This is a genomic window from Nocardia aegles, assembly GCF_052545135.1.
In genome coordinates this window covers 288077-304062 of record NZ_JBQWRI010000003.1, presented here as the reverse complement: position 1 = coordinate 304062, position 15986 = coordinate 288077, and the positions used below count along the sequence as shown (strand labels likewise).

Annotated in this window: 14 protein-coding genes; 7 read left to right on the top strand and 7 right to left on the bottom strand. The window is 69.1% G+C overall.

What is annotated here, in order from left to right; translation table 11 throughout:
* Positions 1-156 precede the first annotated feature (156 nt).
* On the bottom strand, positions 157-1743 hold the full coding sequence (gene metG / locus ACT89H_RS11395; protein WP_445108525.1) for a methionine--tRNA ligase: 1587 nt from the start codon (positions 1741-1743) through the stop codon (positions 157-159).
* Between the two features lie 71 nt (positions 1744-1814).
* On the opposite strand from metG, the gene ACT89H_RS11390 reads away from it, so the two are divergent.
* The 3 genes from ACT89H_RS11390 (at position 1815) to rsmA (ending at position 4909) form a co-directional block, all read left to right on the top strand.
* Entirely contained in the window at positions 1815-2642 is an 828-nt protein-coding gene (locus ACT89H_RS11390) for a TatD family hydrolase (RefSeq protein ID WP_445108524.1), read from the top strand.
* A 207-nt stretch (positions 2643-2849) separates the two neighbouring features.
* Positions 2850-3977, top strand: coding sequence for a resuscitation-promoting factor (locus ACT89H_RS11385; RefSeq protein ID WP_445108523.1), 1128 nt, complete (start codon positions 2850-2852; stop codon positions 3975-3977).
* A 50-nt stretch (positions 3978-4027) separates the two neighbouring features.
* On the top strand, positions 4028-4909 hold the full coding sequence (gene rsmA / locus ACT89H_RS11380; protein ID WP_445108522.1) for a 16S rRNA (adenine(1518)-N(6)/adenine(1519)-N(6))-dimethyltransferase RsmA: 882 nt from the start codon (positions 4028-4030) through the stop codon (positions 4907-4909).
* A 75-nt stretch (positions 4910-4984) separates the two neighbouring features.
* Here the strand turns inward: rsmA and ACT89H_RS11375 are convergent, their stop codons facing one another.
* From ACT89H_RS11375 to ACT89H_RS11355, 5 genes are all read right to left on the bottom strand, one after another.
* The gene (locus ACT89H_RS11375) at positions 4985-5191 is read right to left on the bottom strand and encodes a heavy-metal-associated domain-containing protein (RefSeq protein WP_445108521.1); all 207 of its coding nucleotides are present in this window, start codon (positions 5189-5191) and stop codon (positions 4985-4987) included.
* A gap of 165 nt (positions 5192-5356) precedes the next feature.
* Positions 5357-7159 (bottom strand): ABC-F family ATP-binding cassette domain-containing protein, encoded by a 1803-nt coding sequence (locus ACT89H_RS11370; protein WP_445108520.1) that lies wholly within the window; start codon positions 7157-7159, stop codon positions 5357-5359.
* A gap of 217 nt (positions 7160-7376) precedes the next feature.
* Positions 7377-8312, bottom strand: coding sequence for a 4-(cytidine 5'-diphospho)-2-C-methyl-D-erythritol kinase (locus tag ACT89H_RS11365; RefSeq protein WP_445108519.1), 936 nt, complete (start codon positions 8310-8312; stop codon positions 7377-7379).
* 263 nt (positions 8313-8575) lie between these two features.
* Positions 8576-9454: an Abi-alpha family protein gene (locus tag ACT89H_RS11360; RefSeq protein WP_445108518.1), complete on the bottom strand. Its 879-nt coding sequence runs from the start codon at positions 9452-9454 to the stop codon at positions 8576-8578.
* A complete protein-coding gene (locus tag ACT89H_RS11355; protein ID WP_445108517.1) occupies positions 9445-10719 on the bottom strand; it encodes a DUF445 domain-containing protein in 1275 nt (424 codons plus the stop codon). Before ACT89H_RS11355 ends, ACT89H_RS11360 begins: the two co-directional genes overlap by 10 nt.
* 240 nt (positions 10720-10959) lie before the next feature.
* Here ACT89H_RS11355 and ACT89H_RS11350 point away from each other — a divergent pair, with 240 nt between their 5' ends.
* Positions 10960-11841: an Abi-alpha family protein gene (locus ACT89H_RS11350; RefSeq protein ID WP_445108516.1), complete on the top strand. Its 882-nt coding sequence runs from the start codon at positions 10960-10962 to the stop codon at positions 11839-11841.
* 407 nt (positions 11842-12248) lie between these two features.
* Positions 12249-12824, top strand: a complete 576-nt coding sequence (locus ACT89H_RS11345; RefSeq protein WP_445108894.1) for a nuclear transport factor 2 family protein — start codon at positions 12249-12251, stop codon at positions 12822-12824.
* A 1-nt stretch (position 12825) separates the two neighbouring features.
* Here the strand turns inward: ACT89H_RS11345 and ACT89H_RS11340 are convergent, their stop codons facing one another.
* Positions 12826-14469 (bottom strand): peptide chain release factor 3, encoded by a 1644-nt coding sequence (locus ACT89H_RS11340; RefSeq protein ID WP_445108515.1) that lies wholly within the window; start codon positions 14467-14469, stop codon positions 12826-12828.
* Positions 14470-14771: 302 nt separating this feature from the next.
* Here ACT89H_RS11340 and ACT89H_RS11335 point away from each other — a divergent pair, with 302 nt between their 5' ends.
* Both ACT89H_RS11335 and pth read left to right on the top strand, forming a co-directional pair.
* The gene (locus tag ACT89H_RS11335; RefSeq protein ID WP_445108514.1) at positions 14772-15368 is read left to right on the top strand and encodes a 50S ribosomal protein L25/general stress protein Ctc; all 597 of its coding nucleotides are present in this window, start codon (positions 14772-14774) and stop codon (positions 15366-15368) included.
* 8 nt (positions 15369-15376) lie between these two features.
* On the top strand, positions 15377-15964 hold the full coding sequence (gene pth / locus ACT89H_RS11330; protein ID WP_445108513.1) for an aminoacyl-tRNA hydrolase: 588 nt from the start codon (positions 15377-15379) through the stop codon (positions 15962-15964).
* Positions 15965-15986 lie beyond the last annotated feature (22 nt).

The window sequence follows — 15986 nt, the reverse complement described above, 5'->3', positions numbered from 1 at the left end:
CGCGCACGGTCCGGGGTATCGCCAGGCCGCGAACCGGTGTTTCATTATCCGACAACACATTCCACGGCGGGAAGGCAGGTGGACGCACCCGTGGGCACGACGCCGTGGGAAACCGCGAAAGCGTTGTGCGCCTTATGGTTACGGCAGGACGGAGGGTCAGTCCTTCGGTTCGACGTACTTCGGGAACACCGGTTCCGGCGCGGGCAGCGCCAACCCGGGCTCGATCGGCGTCGCGATATCGGCGAACGTCCGGCTCTGCTGCCCCAGCTGGTCGAGGATGCGACCCGCCGATCCCGGCAGCACCGGCTGCACCAGGATCGCGACGATGCGCAGCACCTCCAGCGTCACGTACAGCACGGTGGCCTCGCGGGCGAGATCCTCCGGCGTGCCCGACTTCGCCAGCGCCCACGGCGCCTGCGCGGAGAAATACCGGTTCGTCTCGCCCAGGGTCAGCCAGATCGCCTCCAGCGCCAAATGCATCTGCTGGGCGTCGAATTCGGTCCGGCAGCGTTCCAGCAGGCCGCCAGCCAGCTCCAGCAGGGCGCGGTCGTCGTCGGTGAACTCGCCCGGCGCCGGCACCACGCCGCCGCAGTCACGCGCGACCAGCTTGGTGCTGCGCTGCACCAGGTTGCCGAACTCGTTGGCGAGGTCGCTGTTGATCCGGCTCACGATGGCCTCGTGGCTGTAGCTGCCGTCCTGGCCGTAGGAGATCTCGCGCAGCAGGAAGAAGCGCACCGCGTCCAAGCCGTAGTTCTCGACCAGCTCCAGCGGGTCGACCACGTTGCCGACCGACTTGGACATCTTTTCGCCCTTGTTGTACAGGAACCCGTGCACGAAGACGCGTTTCGGCAGCTCCACTCCGGCCGAGAGCAGGAACGCGGGCCAATACACCGTGTGGAACCGCGTGATGTCCTTGCCGATGATGTGCACATCGGCGGGCCAGAACTTGCCGAAGGCGGCGGAATCGGTGTCGGGGAAGCCGACGCCGGTGAGGTAGTTGGTGAGCGCGTCCACCCACACGTACATGACGTGGTCGGGATGGTCGGGCACTGGCACGCCCCAGTCGAAGGTGGTGCGCGAGATGGACAGGTCCTTCAGACCCGCCTTGACGTAGCTGACGATCTCGTTGCGCCGGGTGGCGGGCGCGATGAATTCCGGATGCTCGTCGTAGAGCGCGAGCAGCTTGTCCTGGTAGGCCGACAGGCGGAAGAAGTAGTTCGACTCCTCGGTCCAGGTGACCGGCGTCTTGGACTCGGTGGAGATGCGGGTGCCGTCCGCCAGCACCGTGGTCTCCTCGTCGGTGTAGAACGCCTCGTCCCGCACCGAGTACCAGCCGGAGTAATTGCCGAGGTAGATGTCGCCGTTGGCCAGCATCCGCTCCCAGATGGCGACGCTGGCCGCCTGGTGGTCGGCGTCGGTGGTGCGGATGAACCGGTCGAAGGAGATCTCCAGCGTCTTGTCCAGCGCCTCGAACACGTCGGAGTTGCGCGCCGCGAGCTCCTCCACCGAGATGCCCTCGGCGGCCGCCGCCTGCTGCATCTTCTGGCCGTGCTCGTCGGTGCCGGTCATGAAGAACACGTCGTAGCCGTCGAGGCGCTTGAAGCGGGCGATGGCGTCGGCCGAGATGTACTCGTACGCATGCCCGATATGCGGCGCGCCGTTCGGATAGGCGATGGCCGTGGTGATGTAGAAGGCGGGACGGTCGACTTCGCTCATGGTGTGTCTACTGTAATGCGCGTGCATTCTTTCGCTCGCGTGAATATGCCCCTCGCCGATTCGCGGGTCCGCGCGTCCGCGCCGAGGGGTGGCCGCCGATGAGTGCGAAGCGTTCCGCGCCGGAGCTGCCCGAGCCGCTGTCGCCGATCGTGGACGCGCACACCCACCTGGACGCCTGCGGCGCGACCGACGCGGCATCCACCGTCGCGATCGTCGACCGCGCCGCGTCGGTCGGCGTCGGCCGGGTTGTCACCGTCGCCGACGACCTGGCCGCCGCTCGGTGGGCGGTGCGGGCCGCGCATTGGGACGATCGGGTGTTCGCCGCCGTCGCGCTGCACCCCACCAGGGCGAACGCGCTCGACGACGACGCGAAGGCCGAGCTGGAGCGCCTGGCCGACGACCCGCGGGTGGTCGCCGTCGGCGAGACCGGCCTGGACTACTACTGGCCGGGCAAGCTGGACGGCTGCGCGGACATCGAGACGCAGATCGAGGGTTTCCGCTGGCATATCGACTTGGCCAAGCGGGTGCGCAAGCCGCTGATGATCCACAACCGCGAGGCCGACCACGACCTGCTCACCGTGCTGCTGGACGAGGGCGCGCCGGACCGCGTGATCTTCCACTGCTTCTCCTCGGACCCGAACATGGCGCTGTCGTGTGTGGCCGAGGGCTACCTTCTGAGCTTCTCCGGGACGGTGAGTTTCAAGAACGCGCACGAATTGCGTGAGGCGGCCAAGGTGGTGCCCGACGATCAGATCCTGGTCGAGACCGACGCGCCGTATCTGACCCCGCACCCGTTCCGCGGAGCGCCGAACGAGCCGTATTGCCTGCCGTACACCGTGCGGGCGCTGGCCGAGTTGCGCGAGCAGGATCCGCTGGAACTGGCGAAGATCACCACCGCCAACGCGCGTCGCGTCTATCGGATCTGAGCGGGATGCCCGCCGCGGGTGCGTCAGCGAGGGACAGCGCGAATTGCCCGTAATGCGCCGGTGTGCGTGAAATGTGTCCTATGTCACTTTCGGCGTTCCGTTTTGTGATTTACCTGCGGGGTCGATATTTGATCGTGATATTGAAAAGGCCCTGTTCCTGAGCTTGCTGTTGTCGGCGCCGGGCCCTCTCGTTATCGTGCTGTGACCATGTCCCCCTTCACGCGGATCAACCAGTCGCGTTCGCCGCTGCTGTATATCGCGGTCGGCGCGCTGCTGCTGACCCTGATCGTCGGCGCCGGTCTCGCGATCGTGAATCGCAAGACGGTGACAGTCGTCGTGGACGGCGAGAAGCTCTTCCAGACCACGATGTCGTGCGACGTGCGCGGCGTGCTGAAGGCCGCGGGCTTCGCCGTGACCGACCGGGACAAGGTGGCTCCCGCCCTGGCCGCGCACATCGCCGACGGCGCGACCATCACGCTCAACCGCGCGCGTGAGGTCGATCTGTCGGTCGACGGGTCGACGCAGAAGGTCTGGACCACGGGGGTGACCGCGGGGGAGGCGCTCGAGCAGCTGAAGATCCCGAAAGAGGTGTATGTCACGCCCGCCCGCGACGAGCGGCTCCCGCTGCAGGGCGCGGCGCTGACGATCGCGACGCCGCGCGTGGTCTCGCTGGTGGACGGCATCGGCAATCCGGTGGACGTGCGCGCCGCCGCACCCACCGTCGGCGCATTCCTCCAGGTGACCGGCATCCCGCTGATCGAGCAGGACTCCGTCGAACCGGTCGCGTCCACCCCGCTGACGAACGGCCTGCGCGTCACCGTGACGCGCAAGCGGGTCGAACAGCGCACCGAGACGCTGCCGCTGAATCCGCCGGAGCAGGTCATCGAGGACCCGACCATGAACATGAGCCGCACGGTGGTGGAGTCCCCCGGCGCTCCCGGCGTGCAGAACGTCACGTTCGCGGTCACCATGGTCAACGGCCGGGAAGTCGACCGTCAGGCGGTCGGTTCCACGGTCACCGTGGCGGCGCAGCCGAAGACGGTTCGCAAGGGAGTCAAGCCCGGCACTGAGGTGCCCACGGTGCACGACGGCGACATCTGGGACGCGCTGGCCCGCTGCGAGTCGACCGGCAACTGGTCGATCAACACCGGCAACGGCTACTACGGCGGCGTGCAGTTCGACCAGGGCACCTGGGAGCGGCAGGGTGGGCTGCGGTACGCCCCGCGCGCCGACTTGGCCACCAGGGAAGAACAGATCGCCATCGCGGAGATCACCCGGCAGCGGCAGGGCTGGGGCGCCTGGCCCGCGTGCACCGGTCGCCTGGGCATCAGCTGACGCGGGAGACGTCACGCCCGGCCGGATATGCCGGTTGATAGATTCTCGAGGTGTCCGAACCTGATATCTCCGCTCGTGGGAGTGCGGCGCTGCTCGGGCCCGCCGAAGTGCGGGTGCTCGCCGAGCGGTTCGGAGTGCGGCCGACCAAGCAGCTCGGGCAGAACTTCGTGCACGACGCGAACACGGTGCGCCGGATCGTCGCGGCCGCCGGGGTGGGGCGCGACGACGTGGTGCTGGAGGTCGGGCCCGGTCTCGGTTCGCTGACCCTCGCGCTGCTGGACGTGGTGGACTCGGTGGTCGCCGTGGAAATCGATCCGGTGCTGGCGCGCCATCTTCCGGTGACCGTCGCGGACCGGGCGCCGGAACTCGCGGCGCGCCTGTCGGTGGTCGAGGCGGACGCGCTGCGCGTCACCGCCGCTGACCTGCCCGCCGCGCCGACCGCGCTCGTGGCCAATCTCCCGTACAACGTGGCCGTCCCGGTGCTGTTGCATCTGCTCGCCGAATTGCCCGGCATCGCGGTCGCTCTGGTGATGGTGCAGGCCGAGGTGGCCGATCGTCTGGCCGCCGAGCCCGGCGGACGCATCTACGGCGTGCCCAGTGTGAAGGCGGGCTTCTTCGGGACGGTCCGCCGTGCGGGGGCGGTGGGCACCCAGGTGTTCTGGCCGGTGCCGCGCGTGGAGTCCGGTCTGGTCCGGATCGACCGCTTCGCCGAGCCGCCGTGGCCGATGGACGACGTGCACCGCCGCCGCGTCTTCGAGGTGGTCGACGCCGCTTTCGCGCAGCGCCGCAAAACGCTGCGCGCCGCGCTCGCCGCCTGGGCCGGCTCGCCCGCCGAAGCGGAGCGCCGCCTGCTCGCCGCAGGCATCGCTCCCACCGCTCGCGGTGAGACCCTCGACACCGCCGCCTTCGTCCGGCTGGCGGCCCAGGCGTAGCGCGCCGCGCAGAGCAGTGGCTCCGCTGCCGGCATCGTCCGGCGCGCGGAGCCACGCGCACTAGGTGCGACCGGATCAGACGGCGACTTCGTAGCCCGCTTCGTCCACGGCGGCGACGATATCGGCGTCGGCGATCCGCGCGGTGCTGTCGACGCGGACGGCGCCGCTGGCGAGGTCGACATCGACGCTGGTCACACCGTCGATCTTGCCGATTTCGGTCTTGACGGAGCTGACGCAGTGCCCGCAAGTCATCCCGCTGACGGTGTAGGTGGTGGTGGGCATGTCCGACTCCTTCGCATCCATATCATTCATACGGGCGGGGGGTACCCCGACAATCGAAAGATACCCCCTCGGGGTATCGGACGCAAGCGTGGAGGGCCCCCTCGGCGCGGCTGCCCCGGACGTCGCGTGCCCGCGCTCATCGGCCCCGCGAACTGGGGGTGCGGCTCACACGCCGTCGGCCAGTTCCAGCCAGCGCTCTTCGGCTGTTTCCTTCTCCGCGAGCACCTGCTTCAGCTCCGCGCCCAGGGTGACCAGCTTGTCCGGGTCGGTGGCGGCGTCGGCCAGCGCGACGTGCAAGCGCTGCTCGCGCTCGGACAGCTTGTCGATGGCGCGTTCCAGCCGGGTCAGCTCTTTGCGGGCCGCGCGGTAGGCCGCGGAATCGGTGGCCGGGGCGTCGGCGGGCTTGGCGTCCGGCGCGGCGGTGCGGGCCTGGTTAGTCGCCAGGGTCGCGCGCTTGGTCAGATACTCCTCGATGCCGCCAGGGAGGTTGGTGAGCTTCCCGTCGCCGAACAGTGCCCAGGTCGAGTCGCAGATCCGCTCGATGAGGTAGCGGTCGTGGCTGATCACGACCAGCGTGCCCGCCCAGTTGTCGAGCAGGTCCTCGAGCTGTTGCAGGGTGTCGATGTCCAGGTCGTTGGTCGGCTCGTCGAGCAGCAGCACGTTCGGTTCGGACATCAGGATGCGGGTCAACTGCAAGCGCCGCCGCTCACCGCCGGACAGATCGCCGACCGGCGTGCGCTGGCGGGCGGGGCTGAAGCCCAACCGCTCGGCCAGCTGACCCGCCGAGATCTCCTTGTCGCCCAGCATGATTCGCTGTGCGACCTGCTGTACCGCCGCCAGCACGCGCAGGTCGGCCGGCAGGTCGTCGAGTTCCTGGCGCAGCCAGCCGATCTGGACGGTCTGACCTTGGATGCGCTTGCCGGCGGCCAAGGTCGCGTCGGTGTCGCCCGCCAGGGTGCGCAACAGGGTCGTCTTGCCCGAGCCGTTGACGCCGACCAGGCCGACGCGCTCGCCCGGCGCCAGCCGCCAGGTCAGGTCCCGTACCAGTTCCCGGCCGTCCGGCGTGGTGAGCGTGACGTCCTCCAGTTCGACCACCACGCGGCCGAGGCGTTTGCGCGCGAAAGCCGCCAGCGAGACGCTGTCGCGCGGCGGCGGAACGTCGGCGATCAGGGCCTCGGCGGCCTCGACCCGGTAGCGCGGCTTGGAGGTGCGTGCCTGCGGGCCGCGGCGCAGCCAGGCCAGTTCCTTGCGGGCCAGATTGCGCCGCCGGGCCTCGGACGCGTCCGTTTGGCGGGCGCGCTCGGCACGGGCGAAGATCCAGTCGCCGTAGCCGCCCTCATAGCTTTCGACCTTGCCGCCGACCACCTCCCAGGTGCTGGTGGCGACGGTGTCGAGGAACCAGCGGTCGTGGGTCACCACGACCAGCGCGCTGCGGCGGCCGAGCAGATGCGCGGCCAGCCACTGCACGCCCTCGACATCCAGGTGGTTGGTCGGCTCGTCGAGCACCAGCAGGTCGAGTTCGCGCACCAGTGCGGCGGCGAGCGCCACCCGGCGGCGCTCGCCGCCGGAGAGGTTGTCCACCGGGGTGTCCATGCCGAGATCGGCGATGCCGATGCCGTCCATGACCGAACGGATGCGCGGGTCGGCGGCCCACTCGTGTTCGGCGACCTCGTCGGTCATCGCGTCGTCGGCCAGCCCGGCCAGCACCACCGAACCGACCGTCGCGCCCGCGGGCAGCGTGCCGCGCTGGGTCACCACCGCAATGCGCAGGCCGCCGAGCCTGCTGACCCGGCCGCTGTCCGGTTCCTCGATGCCGGTGAGCACCTCGAGCAGAGTGGTCTTGCCGCCGCCGTTGAGGCCGACGACTCCGATCCGTTCGCCCGCGTGCACGCCGAGCGAGACGTTGTCCAGCAGCGGCTTGATCCCGAAGCTCTTGTGGACCTGTTCGAGATTGATCAGGTTGGACATGGATCCTTCCGTGTCTTGCGGGGGCGGTCCGATGAGACCTACCTGTCGCGGCCGTGGGGCCCCGGGCCAGCGTACCGACCTGGGCGGACCGCCCGTCCGCCCGGCGAACGGCGGCGAGCCGGCGGGACGAACGTCGTTCGTTCGAATCGGCTCGCTGTCGCGATGCCACCGCGGTGTCGTCGCGGCACGGCCGCCTCTGTTCGCGGCCCGCGGCCGGTCAGTGCTTACCGGGTGCGTCGCCGCTGAGCACGCGCGCACCCGGCACGGGTCCGCTGGCCGTCCGCACACTGCGGCAGACGCCCGCGCCGGCGAGTTCGGCGGCCACCGAGATCGCCGATTCCTCGCTCTCGCAGAGGAACGCGCAGGTCGGCCCGGAACCGGAGACCAGTCCGGCCAGCGCGCCCGCGGCGACGCCCGCGCGCAACGTGCGGCGCAGTTCCGGTTTCAGCGACACCGCCGCCGCCTGGAGGTCGTTGCCGAGCAGGGGCGCGAGCTGCCGTGGGTCGCCGGAGGCCAACGCCTGCATCAGCTGCTGCGGTTCGCCGAGCCGGGGTGGTTCGCCGTGCTCGCGCAAGCGGTCGAGTTCGGCGAATACCGCCGGAGTGGACAAGCCGCCCTTGGCGAAGGCGAGCACCCAGTGAAAGGTATTGCGGGACAGCACCGGCAGCAGGCGCTCACCGCGGCCGGTGCCCAGCGCGGTCCCGCCGTGCAGAGCGAACGGCACGTCGCTGCCGAGTTCGGCCGCCACCGCGCTCAGTTCCTCCCTGGACAGGCCCAGATCCCACAGCTCGTTCAGCCCGACCAGCGCGGCGGCGGCGTCGGCGCTGCCGCCCGCCATGCCCCCGGCCACCGGAATGCCTTTGGTGATGGCGATCTCCACCAGGGGAGCGCGGCCGCCGAGGTGCGCCAGCCGGACGGCGGCTTTCCAGACCAGATTCGTCCGGTCGGTCGGCACCTCCGCGGCGCCCTCTCCGGTGACCCGGACGGTCAGCGAACCCGACGGCGCGATCTCCAGATCGTCGCTCAGGGACAGTGCTTGGAACACCGTGGTCAGGTCGTGGTAGCCGTCGGCACGCAGGTCGCCCACTCCGAGATGGAGGTTCACCTTCGACGGCGCCCGCACGGTGACGGGACTCGGCACAACTGACAGCACGGTGTTCAAGCCTAATGGGAGCGGCCGGTCGATGCCGGTCGGTAGCTCACGCGCGCACAAGGCTCCCGGCGTCTACCGCGGCGTGCCGCTGGTGGCGTCGATCCCCGCCGTGCGTCGTGGAGGCGAGGAACCCACGACATCGGCGCTGCCCCACCCGCGCGAGCGGGGACGTCGTCGCTGATACGGAGCAGGTCTCAGGGGTGCGGTGCGAGCCGGGCCGGATCCGAGCGGGTGGCCGAGATGTGGCTGCGCGGTCGGGGGAGCTAGTGGCCCGAGGCGCGTCCGTCCTGCACCACCACCGGCAGGCAGGTGCGCACGAAGTCCGCGCCGAAGTCGGTGAGCACCACGCTGCGGTAGATCACCTTGGTGCCGAAGCCGAAGCGCTTCAGCATCTCCCGCACCGGTGACTGCACCTCCAGCAGTTGGTACCGGTTCGGGTTGCCGACCGGCTCGCACGCGTGCTCGATCAAACCGAGCCTGCGCAGGTTGGTCAGGTACTGCTGGATCCGATTCGGGAAACGCAGGCCCGCGTGCTCACCGATCAGCGTGAGCATCGAGCCGAGGCGTTCGGAGCCGAAGGCGCGCGGGCGGCCGGTACGGATGTCGATCGAGGGCTGCGGCCCGTCCAGATGCAGGAAACGCAGGATGCGCGCCTCGTCGGGGGTCAGCTCGGCGAGCATGCCGGCGAAGGCCGGATGGCTGTCGTCCTCGCCGTGCGGGCTGGCCGACAATCGCAGCAGCGCGGCTCCCTGCTCACGCAGCGTCGGCACCGCTTCCCGCGCGGTCGGCGCCGCGGCGGCGGGTATCCCGAGCGCCTTGCGCATCGCGTCACGAATCTCGGATTCCGCTTCGGCCAGCACTTCTCGCGGCGGCGCTCCCTCGATGCTGCGCCGCACAACGGTCGAAGTGACGCCGACCGCGGTGCCGACTCCCCAGGACGTCACCCCGGTGACCGCGGTCCACGCGACCCGCGCGAGGCGCACGGTGGCCAGGGGAACCGTTACCCGTCGGGGTAATTCGCCGGTATGCGCGAGATCCGAAGCCGGCCGCCGGGCGATCTCCTGCGCCGGCTCGGCACTCGCCGCCGCGTCGAGGTGCTCGACGGCCTCGATATCGCCGCCGTCCGGACCCGCTACAGCCATGATGTCGCCACTCCCGTTCCGAAGATCAGGATATGAGCGTATCCGGCGAACAGCCCCAATACGCCGCCATGGACGAAAAGGAGCCATTCGTCCTGCTTGATGGCCGCGCGCAGCATGTCGACGAAATCCGGCGGCGACAACATCGCCATCTGCTTCGCGATGTAATCGTTGATCTGCCTGCCCTGGCGGATGTTGAATTCCGGGTCGGCGAACGCGATCGGCGCGATGGCGATCGCTTCGCTGGTGAACGTCGACTGCAGCGAGTCGTATTCGCGGCTGCCGAGCATGAACTTGACCGCGGGGCGCGCGGGGCCGAGTGCGCGATCGGCGGCCGGGCGCAGCGTGTCCTCCAGCATCTGCATGGTGCGGTCCGAGCGCGGGCCGTTGAGCAACTCGTCGCCGATATTCGCCACGGTGATCACCTGGCTGGAAACCAATTCCGCGTATCCGTCCGTGATTTCGGACTTGCGTTTGATCAGCAGGCCCTGCCGCCACGGGACCCACCACTTCGGATACGCGGGCGCGAAGATCATATTGATGCCGAGCCAGTTGACCACCCAGCCGATGATCACGCCGCCGATCGGCAGCACGACTAGGCTGGACCAGCCGGTCAGATGCAGGATGGCGACCAGCAGCGCGCCCATCGGGGCGCCGAAGTAGAAACCGAAGTTCTGCATGAAACGCAGTTCCTTCGCGCCGAGCACCTGGAACAACGTGTTGAGCAGATGCGGCCGGGCCTGGAAGTAGCGGATCACCATCTGCTTCACATCGAGCAGTTGATCGATATTCGCGCCCAATTCCTCGGTCAGCTCGCGCAGAATCTCCGGCAGTTGCTGGCGCACTCTGGCGTGCACCATGTCGCGCACCTGGGCGGGCAGGTTGTACCAGAGCTGCGGATGCTCGCGGCGCAGGATTTCCTCGACGATGTCCTTGATCTGCGCGTCGGCGATGCCGGCGAGGTGCTCGGCGAGCTTGTCCGGCTCGAGTTCGCGGTAGAAGTCCGCGACGCTGCCGAGTTTGGCCAGGCCCTTGTCGACCGCGATGCTGGCCATCTTGTCCGCGCGTGACGGAACGATGCCCTGCCACCCTAGCCTGCCGTCGTAGCTGAGTAGCGGGAGAACTTGAATTCGCTTGGGAAGGAACGGATACAGCGCGCGCAGGCCGGGAACTCGGATGCCGTGGAAGGCGACCGGCTGGAACAGCATGAGCACACCGGTCCAGTTGGTGATGTAGCCGATCACCCCGGTGAAAAGCGGTATGGTCACGAGCTCGAGGAGGATCGTCGGGTGGATTCCTAATACGCTCTCTAACACGACACCCTCCTGCCGATACACCGGTGACCGCCGCCTCACCGGCACCCAAAACTAGCACCCACTCGGCGAAGAAACCTGATTGCGCGCCGCGTGCCGGTCGCACTGTCCGAGTCAGGCGCTGCGAATGCCCCGCGACACAAGGGGAAGTAATCTGTGGGACGCATCCCGTTCCCCGGCGATATCGGAGAAAACGTGGCAGACGACAGGACCGGACAGGACGTGGCACGGCCAGGTTCCCGCGCCGTCGAGCGCAGTTCGGATGTCGAACAGCGGCAGATCAGCAATGAGGCACGGCTGATCCGCGGTGTGTTCCGTGCGGCCGGGGTGGCCGCGGGCACCGTCGTGCGCGGCAGCCAGTGGGCGGTCGGCACGACCTACGAGGTCACCAGGGAGATCACCCAGGCCGCTCTGGACGGGGAGTCCTCCTCGGAGATCGCCGAGCGGACCGGAAACGCGTTGCGCTCCATCGCCCGCAGCGCGCTCGGCGTCACGGAGGGCTCGGTCCGGGAAATCGTCAGCTATGTTCCGGCGTCCAACGGACCCACGCCCTCGCAGCAAGCGCCTGCCGTCGGCCCGTACCCGCGCTCGGCGAGCACCGAGGAGCTGCGCCGCCGGGGCGACGCGCTGCTGGCCAGGTCCGCCGACGTCTACTTCACCGAGGACGTGCACCCGGCCTACGACCGCATCCTCGACGAGCTCGCTCCCGACGAGGCGCGCATCCTGCGCTTCATGGCGCGCAACGGCCCGCAGCCGTCGGTGGACGTGCGCACCAACCGTCCGCTCGGGATCGGTTCGGAACTGGTGCAGGGCGATCTCACCTCGGTGCCCGAGCAGGCCGGGGTCCGCTACCCGGACCGGGCGCGGTCCTACCTGATCAATCTCACCCGCCTCGGGCTGACCCTGACCTCCGACGATCCGGTGGTGCTGAGCCGTTACATGGTGCTCGAGGTGCAGCCCGTGGTGGAGGCGGCGCTGAAGAAGGCGGGCCGGGCGCCGAAGATCGTCCGCAAGAGTCTCCGGCTGACCGAGTTCGGCGAGGATTTCTGCCGCACCTGCTTCACGATCGGGAGCTGACACCGTGCAGTTGATCTTCGTCGGGATGGTCCGATCGCCGCGATAGCAATCTGATACACCTCTCCCAATCCGGCACTCGGGATGGGATTGTTGAGGGTATGGATCAGCGAACCGGCGGGCAGGGGCGCGGCGACCCAGGTTTGGGCATCGCTGGGCAAACGCGTAACGACCGGGGCAAGGGTCCCGGTGATCCGCAGCGCGACGACCCGGGGTTCCCTCCGGGCCGGCCGGAGCGCGGCGGGGTGGATTTAGATTCGAGCGGACCCGAGCTCGAGGAGCGAGACATCGACGCCGCTCCCGGGCCGAGCCGTGGTCAGCGGGCGGCGGGCACCGGCGAACGCGATCCCGGCGACCTGCCGGCCGACGAGCGGCTGGGCTTCGACCCGGGGCCGATCGACTTCGGGCAGGTGCGCGACGATCCGCGGGCGGACCGCGGCCGGAGCGAGGAGCGGGAGCCGGACGACGTATCGGCGATCTCGCGGCTGAAGTACCGGTATCTTCGCACCCTCGACACCAAATCATGGGATGATTTCGCCGACACCATGGTCCCCGAGGCGACCGCGACCTACAGCGAATATCTCCAGTTCGAATCGCGCGAGGCGTTCATCGCGTTCATGCGCAACACGCTCGGGCCGCACGTGATCACCGAGCACCGCTGTGATCACCCCGAGATCGATGTCGACGGCGACACGGCCACCGGCACCTGGTACCTCGCCGACACAGTGCTCATTCCGGGCCACAACATGCTGCTGCGCGGCGCGGCCTTCTACACCGACCGCTACGTACGCTGCGACGACGGGCGGTGGCGGATCTCGCACACCGGCTACGAACGCACCTACGAAGTGGTGCTCTCGCTCAGCGATCTGCCCAGCCTGCGCCTGACCTCCAGCCGCTGGGGCCTGATCGCCAAGGAGGACGGCATCTCGTCGATCGAACGCGACCCCGGCGCCGCGCCGGTGCCGCCGGAATCCGAGGCCGGCTGACTCAGTCGGCGGTAGCGACCAGGGGCTCCAGGGTGAGCGCCGGGTGCTCCTTCTCGATGTATTGCAGCCGCCACTTGTCGCTGAACAACGCGAGTAGCGCACCGTCTGAGCGGGTGAACACCTCCACCCCGCGCTGCCGCCCGAGCTCGTCCGCCGACGCGGCGTCGGTGCGGCGGGCCAGCGTGTAGCCGAGGTGCTCCATCGTGGTCTCGACGTTGAACTCCGCCAGCATGCGCGCGGTCACCACTTCGAACTGCATCGGGCCGACCGCGGCCAGCACCGGGGAGGCGTCGCCGCGGATATCGTTGCGCAGCACCTGCACCACGCCCTCGGAGTCGAGCTGGTCCACGGCCTTGCGGAACTGTTTGTATTTGCCCGCGCTGCGTGCCCGCAGCACCGCGAAATGCTCCGGTGCGAACGACGGGATCGGCGGGAACTCCACCTTCTTGTCCACGAACAGGGTGTGCCCCGGAGCCAGCGCCGTCGCGTTGACCAGGCCGACGACGTCCCCCGGGTAGGCGGTGTCGACGGTGGCCCGCTCGCGGCCGAACACGGTCAGCGCGTACTTGGTGGCGAACGGGCGCCCGGTCTGCGCGTGGGTGACCACCATGCCGCGTTCGAACTCGCCGGACACGATCCGCATGAACGCGAGGCGGTCGCGGTGGGCGGCGTCCATGCCCGCCTGCACCTTGAACACGACCGCGCTGAACGGGTCGCCGGTCTCGCGCGGCTTGCCGTCGACGTCGCGCCGCGGGCCGGGCGCGGGCGCGAGCGCCACCAGGGTCTCCAACAGCTGCCGCACGCCGAAGTTCAGCATCGCGGACGCGTAGATGACCGGCGAGGTCTGCCCGGCCAGGAACAATTCCTGGTCGTGGTCCTGGCCGGTGGCCGAGAGCAACTCGCTCTCCTCCGCGGCGGTGCTCCACGGCTCCCCTTCGCGCGCCTCGGCGGACTCGGGCGTGAGCGACTCCTCGGGCGCGATGGTCGCGCCGCCCGCGGTACGGGTGAAGTGGATGTATTCCAGCGGGACGCCATCCGGCCCGCGGCGCAGCAGTCCGCGGAAATCCCCCGCGATGCCGACCGGGAGGAACAGCGGGGTGGGAGTGAGGCCGATCCGCTCGTTGATCTCGTCGAGTAGTTCCAGCGGCGCCCGGCCCGGCCGGTCCCACTTGTTGATCACGGTGATCACCGGGATGCCGCGGTGGCGGCAGACCTGGAACAGCTTCAGCGTCTGCGGCTCGAGGCCCTTGGCCGCGTCGATCAGCATCACCGCGGCGTCGACGGCGGTGAGCACCCGGTAGGTGTCCTCGGAGAAATCCGAGTGGCCGGGGGTGTCCACCAGGTTGATGACGCTGTCCACATCGGAGCCCTCGGCCCGGTAGTTGAACTGCAGCGCGGTCGAGCTGACCGAGATGCCGCGCGCCTTCTCCATCTCCATCCAGTCCGAGACGGTGGACTTGCGCCCGGCCTTGCCGTGGATCGCGCCTGCCTCGGAGATCATCCTGGCGTGCAGGGCCAGCGCCTCGGTGAGCGTGGACTTGCCCGCGTCGGGATGGGAGATCACCGCGAACGTGCGCCGGCGGGCTACCTCGGCGGGTAACCCGCGGGATGCGGGCGCGACAACGCCCTCAGGGGAGGCGCTCAACGCAAGACAACCTTTCACAGACGACCGATCGGCAACCACGCCAGCGTACGCGACTCGCTCGAGCGGCGGCCGAACCGCCGGTGACCACCCGATTCAAACAGCGACCCTGCACTGGGGTATGGTGTTCGGGTTGTCTCGGCGAGGGTGACCGCAGACCAGTTTTGCGACACCGTGATCGACGCGGCGCGGCTTCCGGCCGTCCCTGTTCGGTCTTCGCCCCGACGAATAGACCATCCGTCAGGTGTGCAGCACCCCTGACGTGTAACTGACAGCCCGGAAGAGCCGTAGGAGTAGATCCAGTCATGTCCGACGTCAACCTTCTCGAAGCATCCGTACGCACCGAGTTCGGCAAGGGTGCCGCGCGTCGCACCCGTCGTGCGGGCAACGTCCCGGCCGTGCTGTACGGCCACCAGACCGACCCGCAGCATCTGTCGGTGAACGCCCAGGCCTTCGCCGCGATCCTGCGTGAGCACGGCACCAACGCGGTGCTGAACCTCGTCATCGACGGCAAGAAGCAGCTCGCGCTGACCAAGTCCGTCGTGGTGCACCCGATCCGCCGCTACATCGAGCACGCCGACCTGCTGATCATCAAGCGCGGCGAGAAGGTCACCGCCGACGTGAACGTCACCATCACCGGCGATGCCGCCCCCGGCACCCTGGTCACCCAGGAAGCCACCACCGTCTCCGTCGAGGCCGACGCGCTGAAGCTGCCCGAGGCCATCGAGGTCTCGGTCGAGGGCGTCGAGGCGGGCACCCAGATCACCGCGGGCGAGTTGCAGCTGCCCGAGGGCGTCGCCCTGGCCGCCGATGCCGAGACCCTGATCGTCAACGTCATCGCAGCCCCGGCCGCCGAGCCCGTCGAGGGTGCCGCCGAAGCCGAGGGCGCGAGCGCCGAGTAGCTGAGTAGTTGAGTAGTACCGAATCGTCCGCCGGGCCCGCGCTCGTCGTCGGACTGGGCAATCCAGGTTCCGAGTACGAGCGCACCAGGCACAATATCGGTTTCCTGGTCGCCGACGTGCTCGCCGAGCGCGTCGGCGGCCGTTTCGGTGTGCACAAGAAATCCGGCGCCGACCTGCTGCAGGCGCGGCTGGACGGGCGCCAGGTGCTGATCGCCAAGCCGCGCTCGTTCATGAACCTGTCCGGCCGGCCGGTGGCCGCGCTGGCGAAGTTCTTCTCCGTGCCGCCGACCGAGGTGATCGTCGTGCACGACGAACTCGATCTGCCGTTCGGCGCGATCCGGCTCAAGCGCGGCGGCGGTGAGGGTGGGCACAATGGTCTGCGCTCCGTCTCCAGCGCCCTGACCACCAAGGACTACTTGCGCACCCGCATCGGCATCGGCCGACCGCCGGGTCGCCAGGATCCGGCCGATTATGTGCTGAAGCCGTTCTCGGCGCCGGAGCGCAAAGAGGTCCCGGTGATCGTGGAGCAGGCCGCCGACGCGGTGGAGCTGCTGCTGCGCGTGGGGCTGGAGACCGCGCAGAATCAGTTGCACTGAGCCGCGCAGCGGGCCGGGCCGA

What these genes read in the sequence shown, in the direction of transcription:
- ACT89H_RS11375 (WP_445108521.1), bottom strand. Translation starts at nt 5,191, where the DNA reads ATGCCCACCACCACCTACACCGTCAGCGGGATGACTTGCGGGCACTGC.
- ACT89H_RS11390 (WP_445108524.1), top strand. Translation starts at nt 1,815, where the DNA reads ATGAGTGCGAAGCGTTCCGCGCCGGAGCTGCCCGAGCCGCTGTCGCCG.
- metG (WP_445108525.1), bottom strand. Translation starts at nt 1,743, where the DNA reads ATGCACGCGCATTACAGTAGACACACCATGAGCGAAGTCGACCGTCCC.
- ACT89H_RS11335 (WP_445108514.1), top strand. Translation starts at nt 14,772, where the DNA reads ATGTCCGACGTCAACCTTCTCGAAGCATCCGTACGCACCGAGTTCGGC.
- ACT89H_RS11385 (WP_445108523.1), top strand. Translation starts at nt 2,850, where the DNA reads ATGTCCCCCTTCACGCGGATCAACCAGTCGCGTTCGCCGCTGCTGTAT.
- ACT89H_RS11370 (WP_445108520.1), bottom strand. Translation starts at nt 7,159, where the DNA reads ATGTCCAACCTGATCAATCTCGAACAGGTCCACAAGAGCTTCGGGATC.
- ACT89H_RS11360 (WP_445108518.1), bottom strand. Translation starts at nt 9,454, where the DNA reads ATGGCTGTAGCGGGTCCGGACGGCGGCGATATCGAGGCCGTCGAGCAC.